Source organism: Diaphorobacter sp. HDW4A, assembly GCF_011305995.1.
Classification (GTDB): Bacteria; Pseudomonadota; Gammaproteobacteria; order Burkholderiales; family Burkholderiaceae_C; genus Diaphorobacter_A.
The window spans coordinates 1,863,566-1,884,890 of sequence record NZ_CP049910.1 but is presented as its reverse complement, the minus strand read 5'-3'; the positions used below and the strand labels follow the sequence as shown (position 1 = coordinate 1,884,890).

Sequence of the window (21,325 nt, the reverse complement as noted above, 5' to 3'; positions counted from 1 at the left end):
TTCGTTGTCTCCCGTTTCTGTTTCCTGCCGAACGTACCCGCCTTCACGCGGGAAGATCAAGCACGCGCTTGGCGATGATGTTCAGCTGCACCTCGGAGCTGCCGCCCGCGATGGTGTAGGTCTTGGTGCGCAGCCAGGTGCGGCACAGGTCGATTTCTTCCGTGCTGAAATCCTCGCCGTCCCAACCGAGGCCGCGCAGGCCCATGGCCTGCTCCAGCAGTTCGTACTTGGCGACTTCCTGCTCGGTCTGCACCAGCTTCATGATGCTGCCGGGGCCGTTCACGTCCTTGCGGGCGAGCGCCATCTCGGTAACGCGGCGGTGCGTCAGCGTGAACGACTGCGCATCCATCAGCACAGCGGCAAGACGCTGACGCAGCGCGGCATCTTCCAGCTTGCCGTCGGCATCGCGGTCCATGTATTGGAGCGTCACCGCCAGCGCATCGGCCGACGGCGCACCGCCTTCGGTGAACTTGGACATCGCCGCGCGCTCATGCTGCAGCAGCTTCTTGCCCAGCGTCCAGCCCTCGCCCTCCTTGCCCACCAACTGGCGCGCGGGCACGCGCACCTCGTCGAAGAACACCTGGCAAAAACTCGACTTGCCGCTGATGAGCTCAATCGGCTTGACCGTCACGCCCGGGCTCTTCATGTCGATCAGCACAAAGCTGATGCCGTTCTGCTTTTTCGATGAGCTGTCGGTGCGCACCAGCGCGTACATCCAGTCGGCCTTGTCGCCGTCCGAGGTCCAGATCTTGCCGCCGTTGACCACGTAGTAGTCCTCGCCGCCCTCGTTCTTCACCAGACGCGCCGAGGTCTTGAGGCTCGCCAGATCCGATCCCGCGTTGGGTTCCGAGAAGCCTTGGCACCAGCGCTGCTGGCCCTTCATCATCGGCACCAGATGCTCAAGCTTCTGCTCGTGCGAGCCGAACTCCAGCAGCACCGGACCCAACATCCACACGCCCAGGTTGTACTGCGGCTGGCGGCAGCCGCGCTTGGCCATTTCAGTCTCGACCACGCGGTTCTGCTTGGGGTTCAGCCCACCGCCGCCGTATTCCTTGGGCCATGACGGCGCAAACCAGCCGCGCTCGCGCATGCGCTCGAACCAGAGCTTCTGGTCCTCGGTCTGGAACTGCAGCTTCGAGCTCCCCCAGACCATCTCCTCGGTCGTGATCGGGCGGCGCATGCTGGGCGGGCAATTGCCGTCCAGCCATGTCGCCACTTCCTGTTTGAAATCGTCGAGCTCTGTCATGTTGTCTTTCCTTCTTGTCGTGCGAGCGCATAGGTGTCGATCTTGCCAGCGCCGCGCACCCGTTGGAGATCTCCGGCAGCCAGAAGCTGGTTCAAATGGGCTATCGTTTCCCCTAGTGCCATGAGGTGGTCCACCGGGCCGCGCAGGCGCGTGAACAGCACCAGCATCAGCTCCCGGGCCGATGCGCCGGACACCGTGGCCAGATGGGCGCGCAGTTGGTCAAACTGCTGCTCATGGTGCGTCACCACCTCATGGGCGCGCTCACGCACACCGAGGAACACGCCCTGATGCGATGGCAGCACCAGCGTGTCCGCAGGCAACTCGGCCAGGCGCAGCGTGGATTCCAGCCAGACCTGCAGCGGATTGCCCTCGGGCTCCATGGGCGAGACCATCACGTTCGAGGTGATGCGCGGCAGCAGCTGGTCGCCCGCGATCAGCAGGCCGTCACGCGCGTTGTAGAGACAGGCATGCTCAGGCGAATGCCCCTCGCCGACGATCACGCGCCATTCGCGCTCGCCGATGGTGAGCACCTGTCCCGCGCGCAGCCGCTGGTAGTTGAATGGCGCCTGCGGCATGAACGGGTCCTTGCGCATCGCGCCGACCATCTCATCGAGCTGCTCGTCGCTCACGCCCGCACGTTCGTAGAACAGGCGGTGCATATCGGGCAGCGGATCGGGCGGCGGGCCCATGAGGCCGCGCAGCATCATGAACTCGCCATACGTCATCAGGAGCGGAACATCGAAGCGCTCCTGCATCCAGCGCGCGGCGCCCGCGTGGTCGTAGTGGCAGTGGGTGCAGATCAGCCGCGTCATCGGTTGGCCGGCCAGCGTCTCGCCGAAGATCTTTTCCCAGACCTCATGCGTGCGCGGAATGCCGAGGCCCGTGTCCACCACCGCCCAGCCGTCGCGGCCTTCAAAGCTGTCGCGCAACAGGTAGCAGTTGATGTGATCGAGCGACATCGGCATCGGCACGCGCGCCCACAACAGGCCCGGGGCGATCTCCACCAGCGTGCCGTCGCTCGGCGGCGGCTCGATGGGGTAGCGCAGCTTCGACTCAGGCTTGCGGCGCGCAGCAGCTGTGTCGGGCGCGGGGGCAGCCACCGCCTTATCCACGCAGCGCCTCCGCCATGGCCTGCGGGCTCAGTGGCACATAGGTCTTGAGGCGGTCGTCACGAATGTAGAGCGGATCGCTCACCAGCGATGCATCGAAGCCCTGCTTCTGCAGATCGACCTTGCGCAGCTTGTAGTTGCCGGTCATGTCGGGCGTGTCCATCAGGCGCACGAACAGCGGCGCAGCGTAGCGCGGCAGGCGCTCAAGCGCGAGCTTCCAGAACCCGTCAGCGTCGAACGCCACGCCAGGCAACATCACCAGCGCCGCCATGCCCGCGCGGCCGTCGTGGCCCGGCACCTGCACGCCATAGACGGTGACCGCGTCGGCACCCGGAAACTCGACCAGCGCATCGGTCACCTCCATGGTCGAGACGTTCTCGCTCTTCCAGCGGAAGGTGTCGCCGATGCGGTCCACAAACCAGCAGTAGCCATGCTCGTCGCAGCGCAACAGGTCGCCCGAGGACCACCATGCGTCGCCCTGCTGGAACACGTTGCGCAGGATCTTCTTCTCGGTGGCTTCCACGTTGGTGTAGCCCTCGAAGCGCCCCGCCACCACTTCCGGATGCTGGATGACCATGCCCAGCGCCTCGCCCGGCTCGTTCACGCCCGCCAGTTGCAGGAAGCCGTTTTCGTCGCGGATGTAGTCGCCCTTTTCCTGGTCGTAGCGCACGAGGCGCAGATTGGTCTTCTCCCAGAACGGCACGCGCCCGCAGGAGCCGACGTGATTGTCTACGTTGACCGTGTTGGTGTTCGACTCCGTGCCACCCCAGCCTTCGTAGATGCGGAACTGACTGCCAAAACGGTTGACCCACTGTTGCCAGATCTCGGGTGTGAGGCCGGTGCCCGCCATCTTGCGCAGCGAATGTTCCTTGTCGTTGGCCTGAGGCGGCGCGCTCAGCAGGAAGCGGCAGATCTCGCCCACGTACTGGCAGCAGGTGATCTGGTAGCGACGCACGTCGCTCCAGAACTCGCTGCGGCTGAATTTGCGACGCACCACCAGGCTCGCGCCCGCGCTCATCGCGGTCGACGTGGCCGACATCGACGCCGCGCCGTGATAGAGCGGCAGAAAGCAGTAGAAGCAGTCACTCGGCGCAATCTCCCAGAGCAGCTTCATCGCGTCGCCCGCCATCAGCCAGCGCGCGTGGCTCACCACCGCCGCCTTGGGCAGGCCCGTGGTGCCGGAGGTGAAGATGTACTGCGCCGTGTCGCCCGCGCGCAGGTCCTCGCGCCATTCGACAGGCACGTTGTCGGATGGCTCCTGCGCGGCCAACTGCTGCAGGTCGTCGCCGAAACCGGCGCGCAGTGCGTCCGCCGCCGGGCGCTCCGCGTCGGGCCAGTGCAGGTAGACGAGGTGCTCGCCGATTCCTTCCGTCTCGGCAAAGCGCGGCATGCATTCCTCGCCGACGATGGCGTAGCGCGCGCCAGTCACCTCCAGCGCATGGGCGAGCGGCTTGCCGCTCACATGCGTGTTGAGGAACGCGGCCACGGCGCCTGTCTTGGCAATGCCCATCCAGGCAAAGAAGAAGGCCGAGCGGTTTTCCATGGACAGGGCCACCACGTCGCCCTTGCGCACGCCCTTGGCATGCAGCGCGCGCGCCACCTGATTGGCGCGGGCGTTGAACTGCGCGTAGGTGTAGCGCAGATCGCCTTCCATCAGGGATACGTTCGCGCCGAACTGCCGGGCGCAGTCTTCCAGCCGATCGGTCGTGGTGAACGGCGTGGACGCCATGTACCTGGTCGCCACCGGAGCCCGGCGATCCAGAATTTTCTGCGTCTGCTCACGCGGGACGACAGTCGATACACTCATCTTGTTGTCTCCATCTCTTTTATTGGACTGTTGACTTTTGTTCTTCAAACTCGCTGGCCGCGCGCAGCGGTCGATCAGCGCACCGGACGCGGCATACCCAGACCGAACTGGGCGATCAGCTCGCGCTGGATCTCGTTCGTGCCACCGCCGAAGGTGTTGATGGTTGCTGCACGCAGCTCGTACTCCAGCTCGCCCATCAGGTACGACGCGGCCGAGCCGCCACGCACCAGCGCGCTGCTGCCCACGATGTCCATCAGGCGGTGCAGGATCTCGACCACGCCTTCCGAGCCATAGACCTTGGTGGTCGAGGCGAGGCCCACATCCATCGCTCCCGCTTCCAGATCGGCCGCTATGCGGAAGTTGATGAGGCGCATCGCCTCCAAGCGCGTGTAGCACTCGGCGAGGCTGCGGCGCACCCACGGCAGATCGACCGCGCGGCGACCCTGCTCGTCCTTTGCCTTGGCCCACTGCAGCACCTTGGTGAACGGCGCGAACACCTTGTCGGACCACGAACCGAGGCCCAGACGCTCATGGTTGAGCTGCGCGGTGATCAGCTTCCAGCCGCCGTTGAGCTGGCCGATCAGACGGTGCGCGGGCACCTGCACGTTGTCGAAATACGTGGCCGCCGTGAAGTTGCCGACTGTCTGGATCAGCGTGTGCGAGAAGCCCGGATCGCGCGTGTCCACCACCATGATCGACACGCCCTTGTGGCGCGCGAGGCTCTGGTCGGTGCGTGCGGCCAGCCAGATGAAGTCGGCCGACTCGACGCCCGAGGTCCAGAGCTTCTGCCCGTTCACGACGAAGTGGCCGGTTTGCAGATCGCCCTCAAGCTGCGCCTGCGTTTTCAGCACGGCGAGGTCCGAGCCCGCGCCAGGTTCCGAATAGCCGATGGCGAAGACGATGTCGCCGCTCGCCATGCCGGGCAGGAACTCCTGCTTCTGCGCTTCGGTGCCATGCTCCATCAGCGCGGGGCCGACGGTGCTGATGGTCACGAAGGGCAGCGGCGCGCCCGCAATGTTGGCCTCTTCAAAGAAGATCAGCTGCTCGGTGGCCGAGAGGCCCTGGCCGCCGTATTCCTTGGGCCAGCCAATGGCCAGCCAGCCGTCGCGGCCCATCTGGCGGATCACGGAGCGGTATTCCTCACCGCTTTCCGCGCCGCGCATGCGGGCCTTGAGTTCCGGCGTCATCAGCGCCTGGAAGTAGTCGCGCACCTTCAGGCGCAGCGCGTGCTGTTCGGGGGTCAGGTCGATCATCATGTGGTGTTCTCCTTGCCCTGCGATCAGGCTTCGTCGCCCAGAATCAGGCCGCTCGTCGGCACGCCCGTACCTGCGGTGACGACCATGTTGTGCACGTTCTTCACCTGGTTCACCGCCGTTCCGCGCACTTGGCGCACCGCCTCGGCGATGCCGTTCATGCCGTGGATGTAGGCCTCGCCGAGCTGGCCACCGTTGGTGTTGATCGGCAGCGAGCCGCCGCGCGCATGTTCACCGGCGCGAATAAAGTCCTTGGCCTCGCCACGCGGCACGAAGCCGAATTCTTCGAGCTGCGGCAGCACGAATGGCGAGAAGTGGTCATACAGAATCGCGCTTTGCACGTCTTTGGGCGTCAAACCGCTTTGCGTCCACAACTGCTTGGCGACATGGCCCATCTCGGGCAGACCGGTGATTTCCTTGCGGTAGAACGAGGTCATGCTCTGCTGGCCTTCGGTCACGCCTTGGGCTGCGGCCTTGATGAACACGGGCTTGGCCTTGAGGTCGCGTGCACGCTCGCTCGAAGTAATCACCATGGCGACCGCGCCGTCGGACTCCTGGCAGCAGTCCAGCAGATGCAGCGGCTCACAGATCCAGCGGCTGGCCTGATGCTCTTCGAGTGTGATCGGCTTGCCGTAGAAGAATGCAGCGGGGTTGGTCGATGCGAAATCGCGCACGGCCACGGCCACGCGGCCGAAGTCTTCGCTGGTCGCACCGTAGGTGTGCATGTAGCGGCGCGCGAACATGCCGACCCACGAGGCTGGCGTGTGAAAACCGTGCGGCATGTACCAGCCGTAGTTCACGTTGTCGAAGAACGGCGTGCTGCCGAAGCCGTAGCTGCCCGAGCCGAAGCGGTACCAGCTGCGTTCGTTCATCGCGCGGTACACCACCACGGTCTTGCACACGCCCGTGGCCACGGCCATGGCCGCGTGCAGGATGGGCGCGCAGGCCGCGCCGCCGCCGTGCGGCACCTGCGAGAAGAAGTTCACCGTGCGCGCGCCAAGCAGACGGGCGATCTCGTACTCGGGCACCTTGTCCACGGAGTAGGACGAGAAGCCGTCCACGTCCTTGGGATCGATGCCCGCATCGGCCAGCGCGGCAAGCGTGGCCTCCATCGCCAGACGCAGCTCGGTGCGGCCGGAGTTCTTCGAAAATTCTGTGGCGCCCAGACCCGCAATCGCAGCACGTCCGGAAATGTTCATGTCAGTCACTGGAAGTCTCCTCCGAATCGTTTCAGGCAAACGCCACTTGCACGGTGCCGCTCACATGCGAGCCCATGGAGTTCGTGCCCTTGAGCGTGATCTGCACGCTGCGCTTGTCGTCGTTCTTGGCGGTCACCGAGGCGGTGAATTTCATGCTGTCGCCGGGGTAGTTCGGCGCGCCGAGCTTGATCTTCAGATCCATCAGGCGCGCCCTGGGGCCCGCCCAGCCTTCAACATAGCTCTGCACCAGACCGTTGGTGGTCAGGATGTTCATGAAGATGTGCGACGAGCCGAGCTGGCGCGCCGCCTCCAGATCGTGATGACCTGGAAAGTAGTCGCGCGTGGCGATGGCGCCGCCCGCGATCAGGGGCACGGTGATCGGCACGGTCACCGATGGCAGTTCGTCGCCGGTGGTCACCGATTCAAAGCTTGGGTGTGTGGTTGCGGTCATGTTGTCTATTCCTGTTCGCCTGTTCGCGGCTCATCAGCGGGCTTCGGGAAGGTCGTACTTCCAGCCAAGGGTGTCGTTGTCGGCCAGCCATTGGCCAAGGGCTTCGAGGTGGTGCTCGCCGCTGCCGATCTCGGCGGCCAGCGCGCGGCACCAGAACATGAAGCGGTGCATCGGATAGGTCACATCAACCCCCATGCCGCCATGCACGTGCTGCGCCACACGGCCCACCTTGAGCCCAAGCTCGTTGGACTGCGCACGCAGCGCATGGGCCTGGGGCGCGCTCGGCAGTTGCTCGTCGAGACGCCACACCAACTGGCTCAACGCGCTGCGCTGGGCCTGCATGAGGATGTAGCCATCGGCCATCTGCCCCGCCACCAGCTGGAACGAACCAATCGGGCGATCGAACTGCTTGCGCTCGCTGACATAGGCCACCGTGCGCTCAAGCTGCGCCTGCGTCACGCCCTGCTGCAGGGCCGCAGTGCTCGCGACCGCGTACTCGCTCAGCGAGCACACGGCGGCTTCGTCCAGCGTGACGAGCGCGGGCGCATCGAACAGCGCCAGATCGGCCACGCCGCAGTAGTCCTCGCGCATGCCGGCAACCTTCTGCACACCGGCTGCCGCCAGATCGACCAGTACCAGCCGGTTGCCGTCAGCCGCCTTGGCCACCGCGAGCAGATACTTGGCCTGCGCGCCCAGCGCCACCGCATGCAGCTTGCCGTAGACCTTGCCGCCTTCAAGGCGCAATTGCGCGCCGTGCGCGCTGGTCAGGTTTTCGAGCGACACGCTGATCAGCTCGCCCGCCATCACGGCCTGCACCGCCTGTTCAGCCGCCGCGCTGCCTTGCACCCTGGCGAGCGTCGCCGCAGCCACCTGCGCCTGCCACAGCGGCACCTGCGCGAGTGCACGTCCCTGCTGCACCAGTACGGCCAGCAGTTCGGTCATGCCAAGGTCGAGGCCCCCGGCCGCTTCGGGAATCAGAATGCTGTGCAGACCGGCGCTCACGCACTGCTGCCAAAGCGCCTGCATGTAGGGCTGGCCGCTGGTGTCGTGCTCGCGCAGCTTGTCGTCGGTGCAGTAGTCGGCGAACAGGCTCTGCGCCATGTCCGCGAACGCGCGCTGGTCTTCCGAGAGTTGGAAATCCATGTTCGTACTCCTCGGCTCAGGCCACGACGCGGAATTGCGGCAACGTCATCTCGCCATCGTTGAAGGTGTTGAATTCCACCTGCACCTTCTGGCCGATCTTCACGTCCTGCGGCTTGATGCCCACGAGCTGCGCGATCAGACGCGTGCCCTCTTCCAGCTCGATCAGACCGATGGGATTCGGATGGTCGAACGGCGGCACTTCGGGGTAATGCATGACGACGTAGGAATACACCTCGCCCTTGCCACTGGCCTGCACCGCATCCAGATCGAACGACTGACAGTGCGGACACACGGGACCCGGCGGATGGTTCAGCTCGCCGCAGGATTTGCAGTGCTGGATCATCAGCTTGCCCTGCTTCACGCCGTCCCAGAAAAAGCGGTTGTCGTCGCTGATGCCGGGTTCGGAGCGCTTGATCCTGGGGATGCCCGCAGGCTTGCCGTCGGTGGCTGCAGCAGGCTTCTGTGCATTGGCCGGGCGGAACTTGAACACACGGAACAGCAGTTGGCCCACATGCTCGTCGTCGCCCTTCAACGCGCCGATGGAAAAGTAATCCATGATCAGCGTGACGAAGTAGCCGGTGCCCAGCGCCGTGGTCTTCTCGTCGCCCACGTTATCGAGGCGCGTGGTGTAGTACAGATCCTCGCCATCGACCACATCGCGGTCGAACGTGAGTTCAGAGTTCACCGCCACGGTCGAGGCAAAGCCCTGCGCGTCGAGCAGCTTGACCACTTCGTACGGATTTTCCTTGGTCGAACCCGGTGGGTAGTTGTTCTGCACCGGGCCTTCCATGCACCAGACCTGCAGCATGCCGGGAGGCGCGATGACCTTGCCGTCATCGTTCGTGCGCACGGCAACGCCCATGATCTCGCACCACTGACGGATCATCGGCGCGTTGACCTTGTCCCACGCGTAGACGCGTCCATACTTCTTGCCCACCAGGGCGCGGACTTCTGTCATCCAGTCTTGATCAGCCAAGATTGTCTCCTTTGAAATTCTTCATCAATTGGGTTGTGGTTGGGCGTTGTGCTCTGCGTTGGCAGCGCCCAGAAATGCGGGCCGCTCGCCACCGCCGTGCAGCAGCAGATTCGTGCCACTCAGATAGGAAGCGCGCGGCGAAGAGACATAGAGACAGGCCTCGGCGATGTCGCGCGGCTCGGCCAGGCGACCGGCAGGAATCGTCCGTGCGACCGAAGCGATACCTGCCTCGTCGCCGAAATGCAAATGCGACTGCTCGGTGCGCACCAAGCCCGGGCTCACCGCGACCACGCGCACCTTGGGTGCCCACTCCACCGCAAGCGAGCTCACCAGACTCAGCACCGCCGCCTTCGCCGCGCCATAGGCTGCCGTTCCCGGCGAGGGACGCAGCGCGCTGATGCTGCCGATGCAGACGATCACACCGCCCTCTTCCTGCTGCTGCATCACCGCATTCGCGGCCTGCGAGGCATGCAAGGTGGAGAACAGATTCAGGCGCAGCACGCCCTCATGAAAACGCGGCGACACCGTGGCCGCATCCACAGCTGGTGCACCACCCGCGTTGTTGACGAGCACATCGAGACGGCCATGGCGCTGCACGACCTGATCGACCAGCTCCTTCACCGCCTGCGCCTCGCGCACATCGCAGGCGATGAACTCGGCCTTGCGATCACCGAAGCCCGGCAACTGATCCTGATCCGGTTGCTGCCGTCCGCAGACCACGACCACCGCGCCAGCTTCAAGGTAAGCCTCGGCGATGCCCCGGCCAATGCCCTTGGTGCCGCCGGTCACCAGCACGACGCGTTGCTGAAATTCATTGTTTGCTTGCATGGATGACAATTTAGATTTGCCAACGCACTGCAGATACGTCCAAAAGGACGATGCTCACGGACTAGGTGCAAACGACGATAGGCCCCAGAACAAGCCTTTGGAGACACCGTTTTGCAAGCCCCCGTCGTCGAGCCCGAGCCCTCTTCTTCCCCCGCTTTCGCCCCTGCCACAGAGAGCGAACTGCTCACCGAACTCGTCGGCGACGGCGTCGCCGTGGTGCGCCTGCACCGCCCCCAGGCGACCAACGCTTTGAGCCTTTCGCTGCAGGCCGCACTGTCACGAACGTTCCAGCAATTGAGCGCCGACGAACGCGTTCGCTGCATCGTGCTGACCGGCGGAGACCAGGTATTCGCCGCCGGAGGCGACATCAAGAGCATGGACGACTGCGGCCCCATCGAAATCATGAAGCGCCACACCGAACGCGTGTGGGCCCCGATAGAACGCTGCCCCAAACCCATCATCGCCGCCGTCTGCGGCTATGCCTTCGGCGGCGGCGCCGAACTGGCCATGCATTGCGACATCATCATCGCGGGCAAAGGCGCAAGTTTTGCCCAACCCGAAATCCGCATCGGCATCATGCCGGGCATAGGCGGCACGCAGCGGCTGGTGCGGGCGGTGGGAAAGTTCAACGCGATGCGCATTCTGCTCACTGGTCGGCCAATTTGCGCGGAGGATGCGCAGTTGATGGGACTGGTCAGCATGGTCTGCGAAGATGATCAGGTGCAGTCTGAGGCGCTGAAGATGGCGCGGCAGATTGCTGCCATGCCTCCTTTGGCTGCGGAGCAGATCAAGGAGGTGGTGATTGCGGGGATGGACGCTTCGCTGGATGCTGCTTTGATGTTGGAGCGGAAGGCTAATCAGCTTCTGTTCGCTACTTCCGATCAAAAGGAGGGGATGAGTGCTTTTATTGAGAAGCGGGTTCCTCGGTTTGAGGGGCGGTAGTCTTTCCTCCCTCGCTTGCTGCGGGTGAGAGGTGATTTTTTGCTCTTTCTGGGTGGTTGCTTACGGAGGCCGGGACTGCCCCCGGCGGGGCAATCACTTTTTGCTTGCGCGCAAAAAGTAATCAAAAACGCGCTTTGAAGTCATCCGGCGGAACTCGCGGCGTTCCTTCGTCACTCTGCTCTAACAACCGCCGGAAATCAGTTTTGAAGAGGTGTTTACGGCACTTCGCTGCGCTCGTGCCGGGGTGTTTGCATGGCTTCGTTAGGGCTCATATGCCCACTGCTCTTTTGAACAGGTTACCGGCGATCAAATCAAATCGCACAATACTGGCGCACCCACATCTCGCGAGGTCGCGAGATGCACGGCACGAGCGCAGCGACGTGCCGAACGCACCTCCGAGTTAACTTCTAACTCACGGCGGTTGCCCGAACGGAGCGGCGCAGTCGCGCAGTGAGTTCTGCCGCGGGTATTGAAAAGCGCGTTTTTGGTTACTTTTTGCGCGCAAGCAAAAAGTGACTCCGCCGCCGGGCGGAACTCCCGGCCTCCCCCCTCAAATAGAGAAAAAGAACTCAGAACTGCGTAGGCCGCATCTGCGCATCAATCCCCCCATCCACGCAAATCTGCGCCCCATGCACATAGCTAGCCCCAGGGCTCATGAGGAAAGCAATGACCGAAGCCATCTCCGCCGGATCAGCACGCCGCCCCATCGGAGGAAGAAACTCGGCAATCGACTTGGCAAAACGCGGATCCTGAGCGCTGGCCTGAAGCAACGGAGTTTCAGTAGCGCCGGGTGCGACGGAATTCAAACGCACACCGTCCTTACCCCAAGGCACGGAGCGCTTGCGGATGGCGACGGTCAGGCCGTTCTTGCTGCCGGCGTAGGCGAGGTTGCCGCCCTGCTCTCCCGCGCCGTTGACGATGGCCTGGGCCATGGCATCGTCGCCGTTATCGAAGGCGGCGGCCAGAGGGTTCTTGTCCCACGGAAGGTGAGCGGACGCTACCGAGGAGATCACCACGGCTGCTGGCGATTGGCCTTTTTTCAGTGCGGAGAACAGGCCGTCGAGCAACTCGACTGCGCCGAAATAATTGACCGAGGCAATCTTGCCTGCGGGGCGCACGTGGGTGCCGAGACCAGCGCAGAGCACCAGTCCGTCGAGCACGCCACCGCAAGCGATGAGCGCGGCGTCGATGGCCTGCTTGCGGCCTTCGTGGGTGGAGAGGTCGGCGATGATTTCCGCGTCGCGGATGTCGATGCCGATGATCTTGTGACCTGCGGCCTCCAAGGCCTTGCGGGCTGCCGCGCCGATGCCGGTGGCGCAGCCGCTCATGATGGTGGTTGGCATATCTTTCTGGTCTCCTGATGGGTACTGATGACTATATGGCACACATCAAATCCCAAGCCGCCGGACGCGACCACCTACAAACGGACGATGTAGTTACCCCAGTGGAAATTTAAGGTGACGCTATCTACACTGCGCTGCGATCAGGTGAATTCGGCCAGACCGCCCAGTCGAACACACAACAAACAAACATACCAACAAGCCAAGCAAGGACGACAACCACGATGAGCAACAATCCTCACGCATCCCTTCTGCAACCCGGTCGCATCGGCTCGATGGAGCTGAAGAATCGCATCGTCATGGCGCCCATGGGCGAGAACTTCGGCGGCAGCGACGGCATCTGCGGCGAGCGCACGCAGGCATTCTACGAAGAGCGCGCGGCTGGTGGCACAGGGCTCGTCATCATGGGAACAACGGCGATTTCGTGGCCCAGCGGCACGAGCGAGCCGCACCAGCTGGGCATTTCCAACGACGATTTCATTCCGGGCCTGGCCGAGGTCGCGCGCCGCGTGCATGCGCATGGCGGCAAGATCGGCGTCCAGATCAACCACAGCGGCAAGGTCGCCGCCTACGACCGCAGCTGCGGGCGCGAGATGTGGGTGTCGTCGATGCCGCCCGCCGCGCCGGTGGCCGAATCGATGCGCACCATCACGCCCAAGGAGTTCTCGACCTTCATCGGCGTGGGTCCGCACCCCGAGCGCTACCGCGTGATGGACCATGCGGACATCGCGCAGATGATCGAGTGGTTTGCCGCCGCCGCCGTGCGTGCGCAGAAGGCCGGGTTTGATGGGGTTGAAGTGCATTGCGCGCACAACTACATGATCGCGAATTTTCTCTCGCCGTTCTTCAACAGCCGCACCGACGAATACGGTGGCAGTTGGGAAAACCGCACGCGCCTGCTGCGCGAGGTGCTGACCGAAGTACGCCGCCGCGTGGGCCCGGATTTCCCGGTCTGGGTGCGCCTTGACGCCGAAGAAATGCATACCCCCGGCGGCATCACCATGGACGAGGCGATCAAGACCGCCAAGCTCTGCGAGGAGCTCGGCGTGGTCGATGCGATCAGCGTGTCGGCCTACGCGCGCATGCCCACCGGCTCAGCCTTCACCGACGCGCCGATTCCGCAGAAGCAGAACGCGTATCGCAACTTCGCCGCGCAGTACAAAAAGGCCGTGAAGCTGCCGATCATCTCCGCCGGCCGCTGGGAAATCGACGACGCGGCCGACGCAGTGAACAAGGGCGAGATCGACTTTGTCGCCATGGGCCGCAAGCTGCTGGCCGAGCCCGATTTGGCCAAGAAGCTCACCGCCAACGCGGCCCAGGACGTGCGTCCCTGCATCTACTGCTATGCCTGCGTGAGCGAGATCTTCATCAACAACGGCATCAAATGCGCGGTCAACGCGCGCGTGGGCCACGAGACCGAGGCACCAATCCAATTCGCGGCCAAACCCCGCCATGTGCTGGTGGTCGGTGGCGGCCCCTCGGGCATGGAGGCCGCGCGCGTGGCCGCGCTGCGCGGTCACCGCGTGACGCTGGTCGAGCGCAGCGACCGCCTGGGCGGCACGCTGTTCTTCGCCGCCCTCGCCTATCCAGAAAACGGCCGCCTGCTCGACTATCTGGCTCGCCAGATGAAGCATCCCAACATCGAGGTGCGCCTGAACACCACGGTCGATGCCGCGCTGATCGACGCGATCAAGCCCGACGAGATCTTTGTCGGCACCGGCGCCAAGCGCGCCGCACCGGCCATCGAAGGTGCGGGACAAAACCATGTGTGGAGCGGCGACGAACTGCGCCGCCTGATGACCGGCGACCGCGCCGACGAGATCGCCAAGGCCAAGCTGAGCCTGACCGAGCGCGCGCTATTCAAGGCAGGCGGCATGCTCGGCGTGACCGACAGCACCAACGCCATCCAAGGCCTGTCCAAACTCTGGATGCCACTGGGCAAGCGGGTGACCATCATCGGCGGCGGCCTCGTGGGCCTTGAGCTGGCCGAGTTCCTGCTCGACCGTGGCCGCGAAGTTACCGTGCTAGAACCCGGCACGCATGCAGGAACGGAGCTGTCCATCGTGCGCCGCTGGCGTGTGATCGAGGCCGTGAAGGCGCACGGCAAGCTGCAATTGCTCGCGCAGGTCCAGCGCATCACCAAGAAAGAAGTGATCTGGACTGACAAGACCGGTGCCGAGCAGAGTACGTCCGCAGACTCGGTCGTCATCGCGCTCGGCGCACAGCCCGACGCCAGCGTGGCCAAAGCGATCGCCGCACTCACGCAGGTGCCCGTTCGACAACTCGGCGACAGCAACGCGGTTGGCTATATCGAAGGGGCCATGCATTCGGGGAACCTCGCGGGTGCAACCGTCTGAGCGAACCACTCACCGGTCCTCATCAAGGCCTGCACGATGCAGGCCTTTTTTTCGCCCAACGTTTCCAGGCAATCCCACCACCGGCCCAAGCTGCCAGGACACTCGTTCCGCAAAACGGAATTCCGTTCGATGGTGAAAACTTTTCATGCCACAAACTCGCAATTGCTCACTCGATGTTAACAATTAGATGACAATCACATGTCTTGCGCGGCAGGTGCGGCATTCCTGTCGCGCTGCGCCCACCCATTGACAGAGTGACTGTGACACTATGGATTTGACCAAGAATGAGCTGGCCTACTTCGGCGATATCGGTGCCTTGGAGCACGATGGCTTTGGCCGCCTCGTGTTCGTCGGCCTGTCCTACGAGGAAAGCTGGGAGTTCAAGCAGTTTCATGACACCTATCTGCAGCAGGAACGCTGGGCAAATCCTGAGCGCTACGTTGAACTGATGGTCCAGCATGAACGCGCGCGGCTTCGAATGGCCCTGCCCCAACACTGACGTAAACGGCTTCGCGTCCTTGATGCCAAAAAATCCTGTCGATTCGCGAATCGACGAAAATTCATGCGCTATAATCGATGGCTTGACGCAAACAACACAGCGCCAAATGGGTGATTAGCTCAGCGGTAGAGCACTGCCTTCACACGGCAGGGGTCACATGTTCGATCCATGTATTACCCACCATTTTCGTTGTCTTGATCGGCTTTCTTCGGAATTGCGGATTGCGACAATCGGGCGATTAGCTCAGCGGTAGAGCACTGCCTTCACACGGCAGGGGTCACATGTTCGATCCATGTATCGCCCACCATCTTCAAAAGCCTTTCGAATCACTGATTCGGGAGGCTTTTTGTTTTGCGCGCCGCATTCATCCTCGAATGTAAGCAGCTGCCGAAACGACATCGGCAACGCGCAAATTGCACATTCCTGCGAGCACCGCGTGTCACCTCTCCACGGCACGACTGAATCCACGCACTGCAACGATGTGGTCACTGGCACGCAATCTGCTCCAGATTGGGGCATGCATATCCACGCCCGATCCATTAAATACTTCGACATGATCCGCCGTTCGGGATCGATCCGCGAGGCGGCACGCCGCCTGCATGTGGCCTCGTCCGCCGTCAACCGGCAGTTGCTACAGCTCGAGGACGAAATCGGCTCGCCGCTGTTCGAGCGCATGTCGCAGGGGTTGCGACTCACGCCTGCGGGCGAGGTGTTCTCGCGCCATGTGATCACCGTGCTGCAGGACGAAGTGCGGCTGCGCAGCGAACTCGAGATGCTGCGCGGCGTGCGGCGCGGCTCGGTCAGCGTGGCGTCGGTCGAGGGGGTGAACGCGGACCTGATGCCCAACGTGCTCACCCGCATGCACGAGCGCTACCCGGCGGTGCATATCCATCTCGTGACCTGCGGCTCCGCCCAAGCAGTCAAGGCGGTGATTCACGGCGACGCGGACATCGGCATCGGCTTTTCCATCGACCGCGACGACGGTCTGCACCAATGCACCATGGGCCGGTTCCGGCTCGGCGCCATCGTGCCGCCGGGCCATCCGATCAGCCGTCTGGAACGCGTGGACTTTCCCACCTGCACGGCCTACCCGATGATTCTGCCGACGCCCGAACTGTCGATGCACGGTCTGCTGCAACCGGTGATATCGCACCACAAGCGTCCGCTCAACGTGGTCATGGAAAGCTCTTCGATCGAGCTGGCCAAGCAGTTGGTGGAGCGCGGCATCGGTCTGTTCTTTCAAAGCCGTCTCGGCCTGGAGCGTGAGCTGCAGGAAGCGCGGCTGGTGCATGTGCCGCTCGACACGCCGCAGCCCATCCATTCGGAACTCGGCGTCTATGTGCGCGCGGGCCGCACCCTGCCGCCCGCGCTCGATGCCTTCATCCACATTGCGAGCGAAATCATCGCGCAGCGTGAAGGCGATGAAGGCCGGATGCTGAGTCCCCGAAATGGGTCGTCGCGCAAGATTTCCGTACGCTGAAAGTGCCAGTTCGGTGCGCCATGCACCAAGAAAAAGCAAGCCCGAACAGCGGGTGCTGAGTGCTCGCATTTCGGCATCGCCCCACGCAAAAAAACGTGCTATCGCGAGCGCTCCGCGTTTTTTAAACTGAGTCGCATCGCACCTTCCAACCGAGCACAGACCGATGAAAAACGAGCCCACATCGAGCACCTTGCAACTCCCGCTGATCGACGTCGCAGCGCTGCGCGGCAGCGATCCCGATGCACGCAAGGCCGTGGCCGCGCAGTTACGCCAGGCCTGCGAACAGCGCGGATTTTTCTACATCACCAACCACGGCGTGGATGAGGCACTGATCGCCAGCGTGTTCGCACAGAGCCGCGAATTCTTCTCGCAGAAGATGGAGAAAAAATGCGCCATCGACAAACGCCTCTCGCCCTGCAACCGAGGCTACGAGCCACTGCGCGCGCAGACGCTGGAGGCCGGCGCTCCGCCCGATCTCAAGGAGAGCTTCTATGTGGGCCGCGAGGTTCCCGTCGATGATCCACGCGTCATTGCCGGGCGCTTCAACACCGGCCCCAACCAATGGCCCACTGCGCTGCCCGCATTTCGCGCGGTGATGCAGCGCTACTACGAAGCAGCATTTGAACTCGGCGAAACGCTGGTGCGCGGGCTTGCGCTCTCGCTGGCCATGCCCGAATCCTTCTTCGACGACTACCTGAAGGATGCTGCCGCCACGCTGCGCCTGCTGCACTACCCGCCACAGCCTGGTAACCCGCTGCCCGGTGAAAAGGGCTGCGGCGAGCACACCGACTTTGGCGGCATCACGCTGCTGCTGCAGGACGCGATGGGTGGCCTGCAAGTGCGGGACATGCAGACGCAGCGCTGGATCGACGCACCACCCGTGCCCAGCACCTATGTCGTGAACATCGGCGATCTGTTCGCGCGCTGGACCAACGGCCGCTATGTTTCCACGCTGCATCGCGTGATCAACGTGTCGGGCCGCGAGCGTTATTCCGTGCCCTTCTTCTTCACCGGCAACCCGCTGCACCGCGTCGAATGCATCTCCACTTGCCTTGCCGACGGTGCCGCTCCGCTCTACCCCACGGTCACCGTGGAAGAGCACCAGATCGAGTGCTACCGCCGCACCTACGGTTGAACGGGGAGTTGCGAAATGAATGACTTGAACACAGCGAACGACAGCGCGTCACGCCCGCACATCATCCTCATCCATGGCGCGTGGCAAGGCAGCTGGGCCTTCTCGGCGTGGACGCCGTGGCTTGAAAACGCGGGCTGGCAGGTGCATGCGGTCGATCTGCCGGGCAATGGCCACAGCCGCGATCACGCACGCGCTGCCACGTTGCCGGGCTACACCGATCATGTGGTCGAACTGCTCGCATCACTGGACGCACCGGCCGTGGTGCTGGGTCACAGCGGCGGCGGCATGACCGCATCACAAGTCGCCGAGGCCATGCCCGAGCGCGTGCGCGCACTCGTCTATCTGGCCGGAATGATGGTGCCCGATGGATGGGGCTTTGCCGACGTGATCGCGCGCTGCCAACAAGACAACCCCGGCTTCGACTACCAAGGCGTGGGCCAGCATCTGATCTGGAACGAGACCCGCACCGCAAGCCATGTTCCCGTCGATGCCGCCATGGCACTGTTCTTGCAAGACTGCGAGGAAAGCGCTGCACGCGATGCAGCAATGCGCCTCGCAGCACAACCCGAAAGTGGAAGATCCATGCACAACCAGTTGACCCCGGAACGCTACGGCCGCGTACCACGCATCTACGTGGAATGCACCGAAGACCGCTCCGTCTCGCTGCCGCTGCAGCGCTGCATGCAGCGGCTCACCCCGGGTGCGGACTGCATCTCGCTGGCCTGTGGACATGTGCCGCAACTCGTCCGCCCCGAGCTGCTCACCGCCCGACTGCTGCCACTGCTCGATGCCTTGCCGATGTCGAATAACCCAAGCGCTGCGATGCACTGAACCACTTTTCGTTCATCCAGTTTTCCCACCCAGTTCACCCGCTCTTCAGGAACACCACCATGATGACCATGCGCCCTCTTCTCGCTTCCCTGCTGCTTGCCTTTGGCGCCGCAGCTGTTCACGCGGCCGATTCGCTCACCGTCCAGCTCGACTGGCTGCCCGGTGGCGACAAGGCCTTTGTCTATGCCGGCGTGCAGCAAGGCTTCTTCAAGGCCGAGGGTCTTGAGGTCAAGATCGTTCCCGGGCGTGGCTCGTCAGACGCCGTCACCAAAGTCGCCTCGGGCGCAGCCGATGTGGGCTTTGGCGGCATCTCCGCGCTGATGATGGCGGCCGCCGAAAGCAAGTCGCCCGTGCCCGTCAAGGCCGTGATGTCGCTCTATTCCAGCCAGCCCGATGCGTTGTTCACCCGCGCCGACAGCCAGATCAAGTCGCTCAAGGACATGGAGGGCAAGACCGTCGCCATGCCCACGTTCTCGTCGTCCAACGCGCTGTGGCCCGTTGTGCTGCAGAAGAACGGCGTCGATCCCGCGAAGATCAAGGTGATCAAGACCGACCCGGCCACACTCGCGCCCATGCTCGCGCAGGGCCGCGTGGACGCCACCATCAACTGGGTGACCGTCGCGCCCGCGTTCAGCGCCGTGCTCAAGCAGGCGAACAAGGAGCTCGCCGTGTTGCCGTGGACAAAATTCGGTCTCGACGGCTACGGTTGGTCGGCGCTCGCGAGCGACAAGATCATCAAGGAACGCCCCGAAGTGCTCAAGCGCTATCTGCGCGCCCTTTCCAAGTCGCTCACGTTCTCCATAGCGCAACCGCAGAAGGCCGCAGAAGCCTTGAAGGCACAAGTGCCCGAGGCCGATGTCGCTGTCATCAAGGCCGAGTTCGAATCGTCGATCCCGCTGCTCAAGAACGAGATCAGCCAGCGCGACGGCATGGGTGCCTACGACGCCAAACTGTTGGGAGCCACCTGGAGCTGGGTCGCGCAGTCGATGAGCTACGACCTAGGCAAGATCAATCCCGAGCAGCTCGTGGACCGTAGCTTCCTTGCCAAATAAGCGCATCGCCTTCCTTGTTCGCGGCGACAACTTCGCCGCGAACCCACCGCCTTCCGTCTGCGCCTCGCCATGCAACATGTAATCGATCTCAACGCGGTCACCCAGACCTTTGTCTCCAGCGATGGCAGTCCCGTCACCGCCCTGCAGGGCGTCGATCTGCATCTGCGGCGCAATGAATTCGTCTCGCTGATCGGCCCCTCGGGCTGCGGCAAATCCACCATCCTGCGCTTGGTCGCTGGCCTGCTGCGCCCGAGCAGCGGTGAGGTGCGCATCTTCGACCACCCCGTGACCGAGCCGCGCGACGAGATCGGCATGGTGTTCCAGAAACCCACGTTGCTGCCCTGGCTCAGTGTGCTCGACAACATCACCTTTCCGATGCGCCACAAGTTCGGCCGCGTCGACACCAAGGAGCAACAGCGCGCGCAAGAACTGCTCTCGATGATTGGCCTGAAGGACTTTGGCCACAAGCGCCCCAACGAGCTGTCGGGCGGCATGCAGCAGCGCGTGTCCATTGCGCGCTCGCTGCTGCACGACCCGGAAATCCTGCTCATGGACGAGCCGTTCTCCGCGCTCGATGCGCTCACACGCGACGAGATGAGCTTCGAGCTGCTGCGCATCTGGAACGAGCGACCCAAGACCGTTGTCTTCGTCACCCACTCGATCCAGGAGGCGCTGCTGTTGTCCGACCGCATCGTCGTGATGAGCGCCCGACCCGGTCGCGTGGCCGACGTCATCGACGTGCCGCTGCCGCGCCCGCGCAGCATGGCGACGCTGGCCGATCCCCTATTCAACCAGATGGCCAACGACATCCGCGAGCAGGTGTTCAGCCGCAAGCCTGAATAGCTCCGTCAGCGCCGTCCATCAGCGAAAGGTCTCCCGTCTCCATGTCCTCCTCCCAACCTTCCACGTTTTCCTCACTCATCCAACGTCACGCCTCGCTGTTCGTCTTTCTGATCGCTCTGTGCCTTTGGGAGGCCGCCTGCCGCCTGCTCAAGCTGCCCGAATACATCGTTCCCGCGCCCACCGCCATCCTCCAGGCAGCACGCGAGCTTGGACCCGCGCGCTGGTTCGAGCATCTGCGCGCCACGCTCGAGGTCGCGCTCGTCGGTTACGCGGTAGCGATTGCGCTGGCCCTGCCGCTGGCCATCGCCATCACCCGTTCACCGCTGCTCTCGCGCATCATCATGCCGTGGCTCGTGGTGATCCAGTCGACCCCCATCGTCGCCATCGCGCCCATCATCGTGGTCACGCTCGGCGCGGGCATGCTGCCACGCGTGGTGATCACCACGCTGATCGCGTTCTTCCCGCTGGTGGTGTCGACCGCGCTCGGCCTCGCGTCGGTGCCCGCCGAGCTGGTGGAACTCTCGCGCTCGCTGCGCGCCACCACCGCGCGCCAGTATTGGCAGATCCGCCTGCCATTTGCGATTCCGTACGTATTCTCGGCGCTCAAGGTGTCAATCACGCTGGCCATCGTCGGTGCCGTGGTGGCCGAATTCGTCGCAGCCGAAAAGGGTCTCGGCTACCTCATCCTGTTCGCCACGTCTTCCTTCAAGGTGCCCGTCGCTTTCGCATCGCTGATCCTGCTGGTGCTGTGCAGCCTTTCGCTGTACGGCGCAGTGCAGTTTGTGCACAAGCGCTTCTTCCCCTGGAGCCAGAGCGCGACGTAACCCCTTTGTC

19 protein-coding genes and 2 tRNA genes are annotated in these 21,325 nt (G+C 63.5%); 11 read left to right on the top strand and 10 right to left on the bottom strand.

Going from position 1 to position 21,325, the window contains the following annotated elements:
- Positions 1–43 precede the first annotated feature (43 nt).
- The 9 genes from G7047_RS08485 to G7047_RS08445 all read right to left on the bottom strand — a co-directional run bounded on the left by G7047_RS08485 (position 44) and on the right by G7047_RS08445 (position 10,012).
- On the bottom strand, positions 44–1,246 hold the full coding sequence (locus G7047_RS08485) for an acyl-CoA dehydrogenase family protein (RefSeq protein ID WP_166303524.1): 1,203 nt from the start codon (positions 1,244–1,246) through the stop codon (positions 44–46).
- Positions 1,243–2,358 (bottom strand): MBL fold metallo-hydrolase, encoded by a 1,116-nt coding sequence (locus tag G7047_RS08480; protein WP_240939411.1) that lies wholly within the window; start codon positions 2,356–2,358, stop codon positions 1,243–1,245. The genes G7047_RS08485 and G7047_RS08480 overlap by 4 nt, the downstream gene beginning before the upstream one ends.
- Positions 2,351–4,162 carry a long-chain-acyl-CoA synthetase gene (locus tag G7047_RS08475; RefSeq protein WP_166303521.1) on the bottom strand — a complete coding sequence of 604 codons (1,812 nt, stop codon included), beginning with the start codon at positions 4,160–4,162 and terminating at the stop codon, positions 2,351–2,353. The genes G7047_RS08480 and G7047_RS08475 overlap by 8 nt, the downstream gene beginning before the upstream one ends.
- A 74-nt stretch (positions 4,163–4,236) precedes the next feature.
- Positions 4,237–5,418, bottom strand: a complete 1,182-nt coding sequence (locus G7047_RS08470; RefSeq protein ID WP_166303518.1) for an acyl-CoA dehydrogenase family protein — start codon at positions 5,416–5,418, stop codon at positions 4,237–4,239.
- Between the two features lie 23 nt (positions 5,419–5,441).
- On the bottom strand, positions 5,442–6,614 hold the full coding sequence (locus G7047_RS08465; protein WP_205904834.1) for a lipid-transfer protein: 1,173 nt from the start codon (positions 6,612–6,614) through the stop codon (positions 5,442–5,444).
- Positions 6,615–6,645: 31 nt separating this feature from the next.
- On the bottom strand, positions 6,646–7,065 hold the full coding sequence (locus tag G7047_RS08460; protein WP_166303512.1) for a MaoC family dehydratase: 420 nt from the start codon (positions 7,063–7,065) through the stop codon (positions 6,646–6,648).
- Positions 7,066–7,098: 33 nt separating this feature from the next.
- Positions 7,099–8,208, bottom strand: a complete 1,110-nt coding sequence (locus tag G7047_RS08455; protein ID WP_166303509.1) for an acyl-CoA dehydrogenase family protein — start codon at positions 8,206–8,208, stop codon at positions 7,099–7,101.
- 16 nt (positions 8,209–8,224) lie between these two features.
- Positions 8,225–9,184 (bottom strand): Zn-ribbon domain-containing OB-fold protein, encoded by a 960-nt coding sequence (locus G7047_RS08450; RefSeq protein WP_166303507.1) that lies wholly within the window; start codon positions 9,182–9,184, stop codon positions 8,225–8,227.
- 24 nt (positions 9,185–9,208) lie between these two features.
- Positions 9,209–10,012: an SDR family oxidoreductase gene (locus tag G7047_RS08445; RefSeq protein ID WP_166303504.1), complete on the bottom strand. Its 804-nt coding sequence runs from the start codon at positions 10,010–10,012 to the stop codon at positions 9,209–9,211.
- A gap of 180 nt (positions 10,013–10,192) precedes the next feature.
- Here G7047_RS08445 and G7047_RS08440 point away from each other — a divergent pair, with 180 nt between their 5' ends.
- On the top strand, positions 10,193–10,954 hold the full coding sequence (locus G7047_RS08440; protein ID WP_166311955.1) for an enoyl-CoA hydratase: 762 nt from the start codon (positions 10,193–10,195) through the stop codon (positions 10,952–10,954).
- A gap of 569 nt (positions 10,955–11,523) precedes the next feature.
- Here the strand turns inward: G7047_RS08440 and G7047_RS08435 are convergent.
- A complete protein-coding gene (locus G7047_RS08435) occupies positions 11,524–12,297 on the bottom strand; it encodes an SDR family oxidoreductase (RefSeq protein ID WP_166303500.1) in 774 nt (257 codons plus the stop codon).
- Positions 12,298–12,518: 221 nt separating this feature from the next.
- Here G7047_RS08435 and G7047_RS08430 point away from each other — a divergent pair, with 221 nt between their 5' ends.
- The 10 genes from G7047_RS08430 to G7047_RS08385 all read left to right on the top strand — a co-directional run bounded on the left by G7047_RS08430 (position 12,519) and on the right by G7047_RS08385 (position 21,315).
- The gene (locus tag G7047_RS08430) at positions 12,519–14,651 is read left to right on the top strand and encodes an FAD-dependent oxidoreductase (protein WP_166303497.1); all 2,133 of its coding nucleotides are present in this window, start codon (positions 12,519–12,521) and stop codon (positions 14,649–14,651) included.
- A gap of 268 nt (positions 14,652–14,919) precedes the next feature.
- Positions 14,920–15,150, top strand: coding sequence for a hypothetical protein (locus tag G7047_RS08425; RefSeq protein ID WP_166303494.1), 231 nt, complete (start codon positions 14,920–14,922; stop codon positions 15,148–15,150).
- A gap of 108 nt (positions 15,151–15,258) precedes the next feature.
- Positions 15,259–15,333: transfer RNA gene (locus G7047_RS08420), tRNA-Val, on the top strand.
- A gap of 49 nt (positions 15,334–15,382) precedes the next feature.
- Positions 15,383–15,457 (top strand) — tRNA-Val (locus G7047_RS08415).
- Positions 15,458–15,667: 210 nt separating this feature from the next.
- Positions 15,668–16,630 carry a LysR family transcriptional regulator gene (locus tag G7047_RS08410; RefSeq protein ID WP_166311954.1) on the top strand — a complete coding sequence of 321 codons (963 nt, stop codon included), beginning with the start codon at positions 15,668–15,670 and terminating at the stop codon, positions 16,628–16,630.
- 163 nt (positions 16,631–16,793) lie between these two features.
- Entirely contained in the window at positions 16,794–17,765 is a 972-nt protein-coding gene (locus G7047_RS08405; protein ID WP_166303491.1) for an isopenicillin N synthase family oxygenase, read from the top strand.
- A gap of 15 nt (positions 17,766–17,780) precedes the next feature.
- A complete protein-coding gene (locus tag G7047_RS08400; RefSeq protein ID WP_166303488.1) occupies positions 17,781–18,596 on the top strand; it encodes an alpha/beta fold hydrolase in 816 nt (271 codons plus the stop codon).
- Between the two features lie 59 nt (positions 18,597–18,655).
- Positions 18,656–19,648, top strand: a complete 993-nt coding sequence (locus G7047_RS08395; protein ID WP_166303485.1) for an ABC transporter substrate-binding protein — start codon at positions 18,656–18,658, stop codon at positions 19,646–19,648.
- Positions 19,649–19,717: 69 nt separating this feature from the next.
- Positions 19,718–20,491, top strand: a complete 774-nt coding sequence (locus G7047_RS08390) for an ABC transporter ATP-binding protein (RefSeq protein WP_166303482.1) — start codon at positions 19,718–19,720, stop codon at positions 20,489–20,491.
- A 41-nt stretch (positions 20,492–20,532) separates the two neighbouring features.
- Complete coding sequence (locus tag G7047_RS08385; RefSeq protein ID WP_166303479.1) at positions 20,533–21,315, top strand: ABC transporter permease; 783 nt, start codon at positions 20,533–20,535, stop codon at positions 21,313–21,315.
- Positions 21,316–21,325 lie beyond the last annotated feature (10 nt).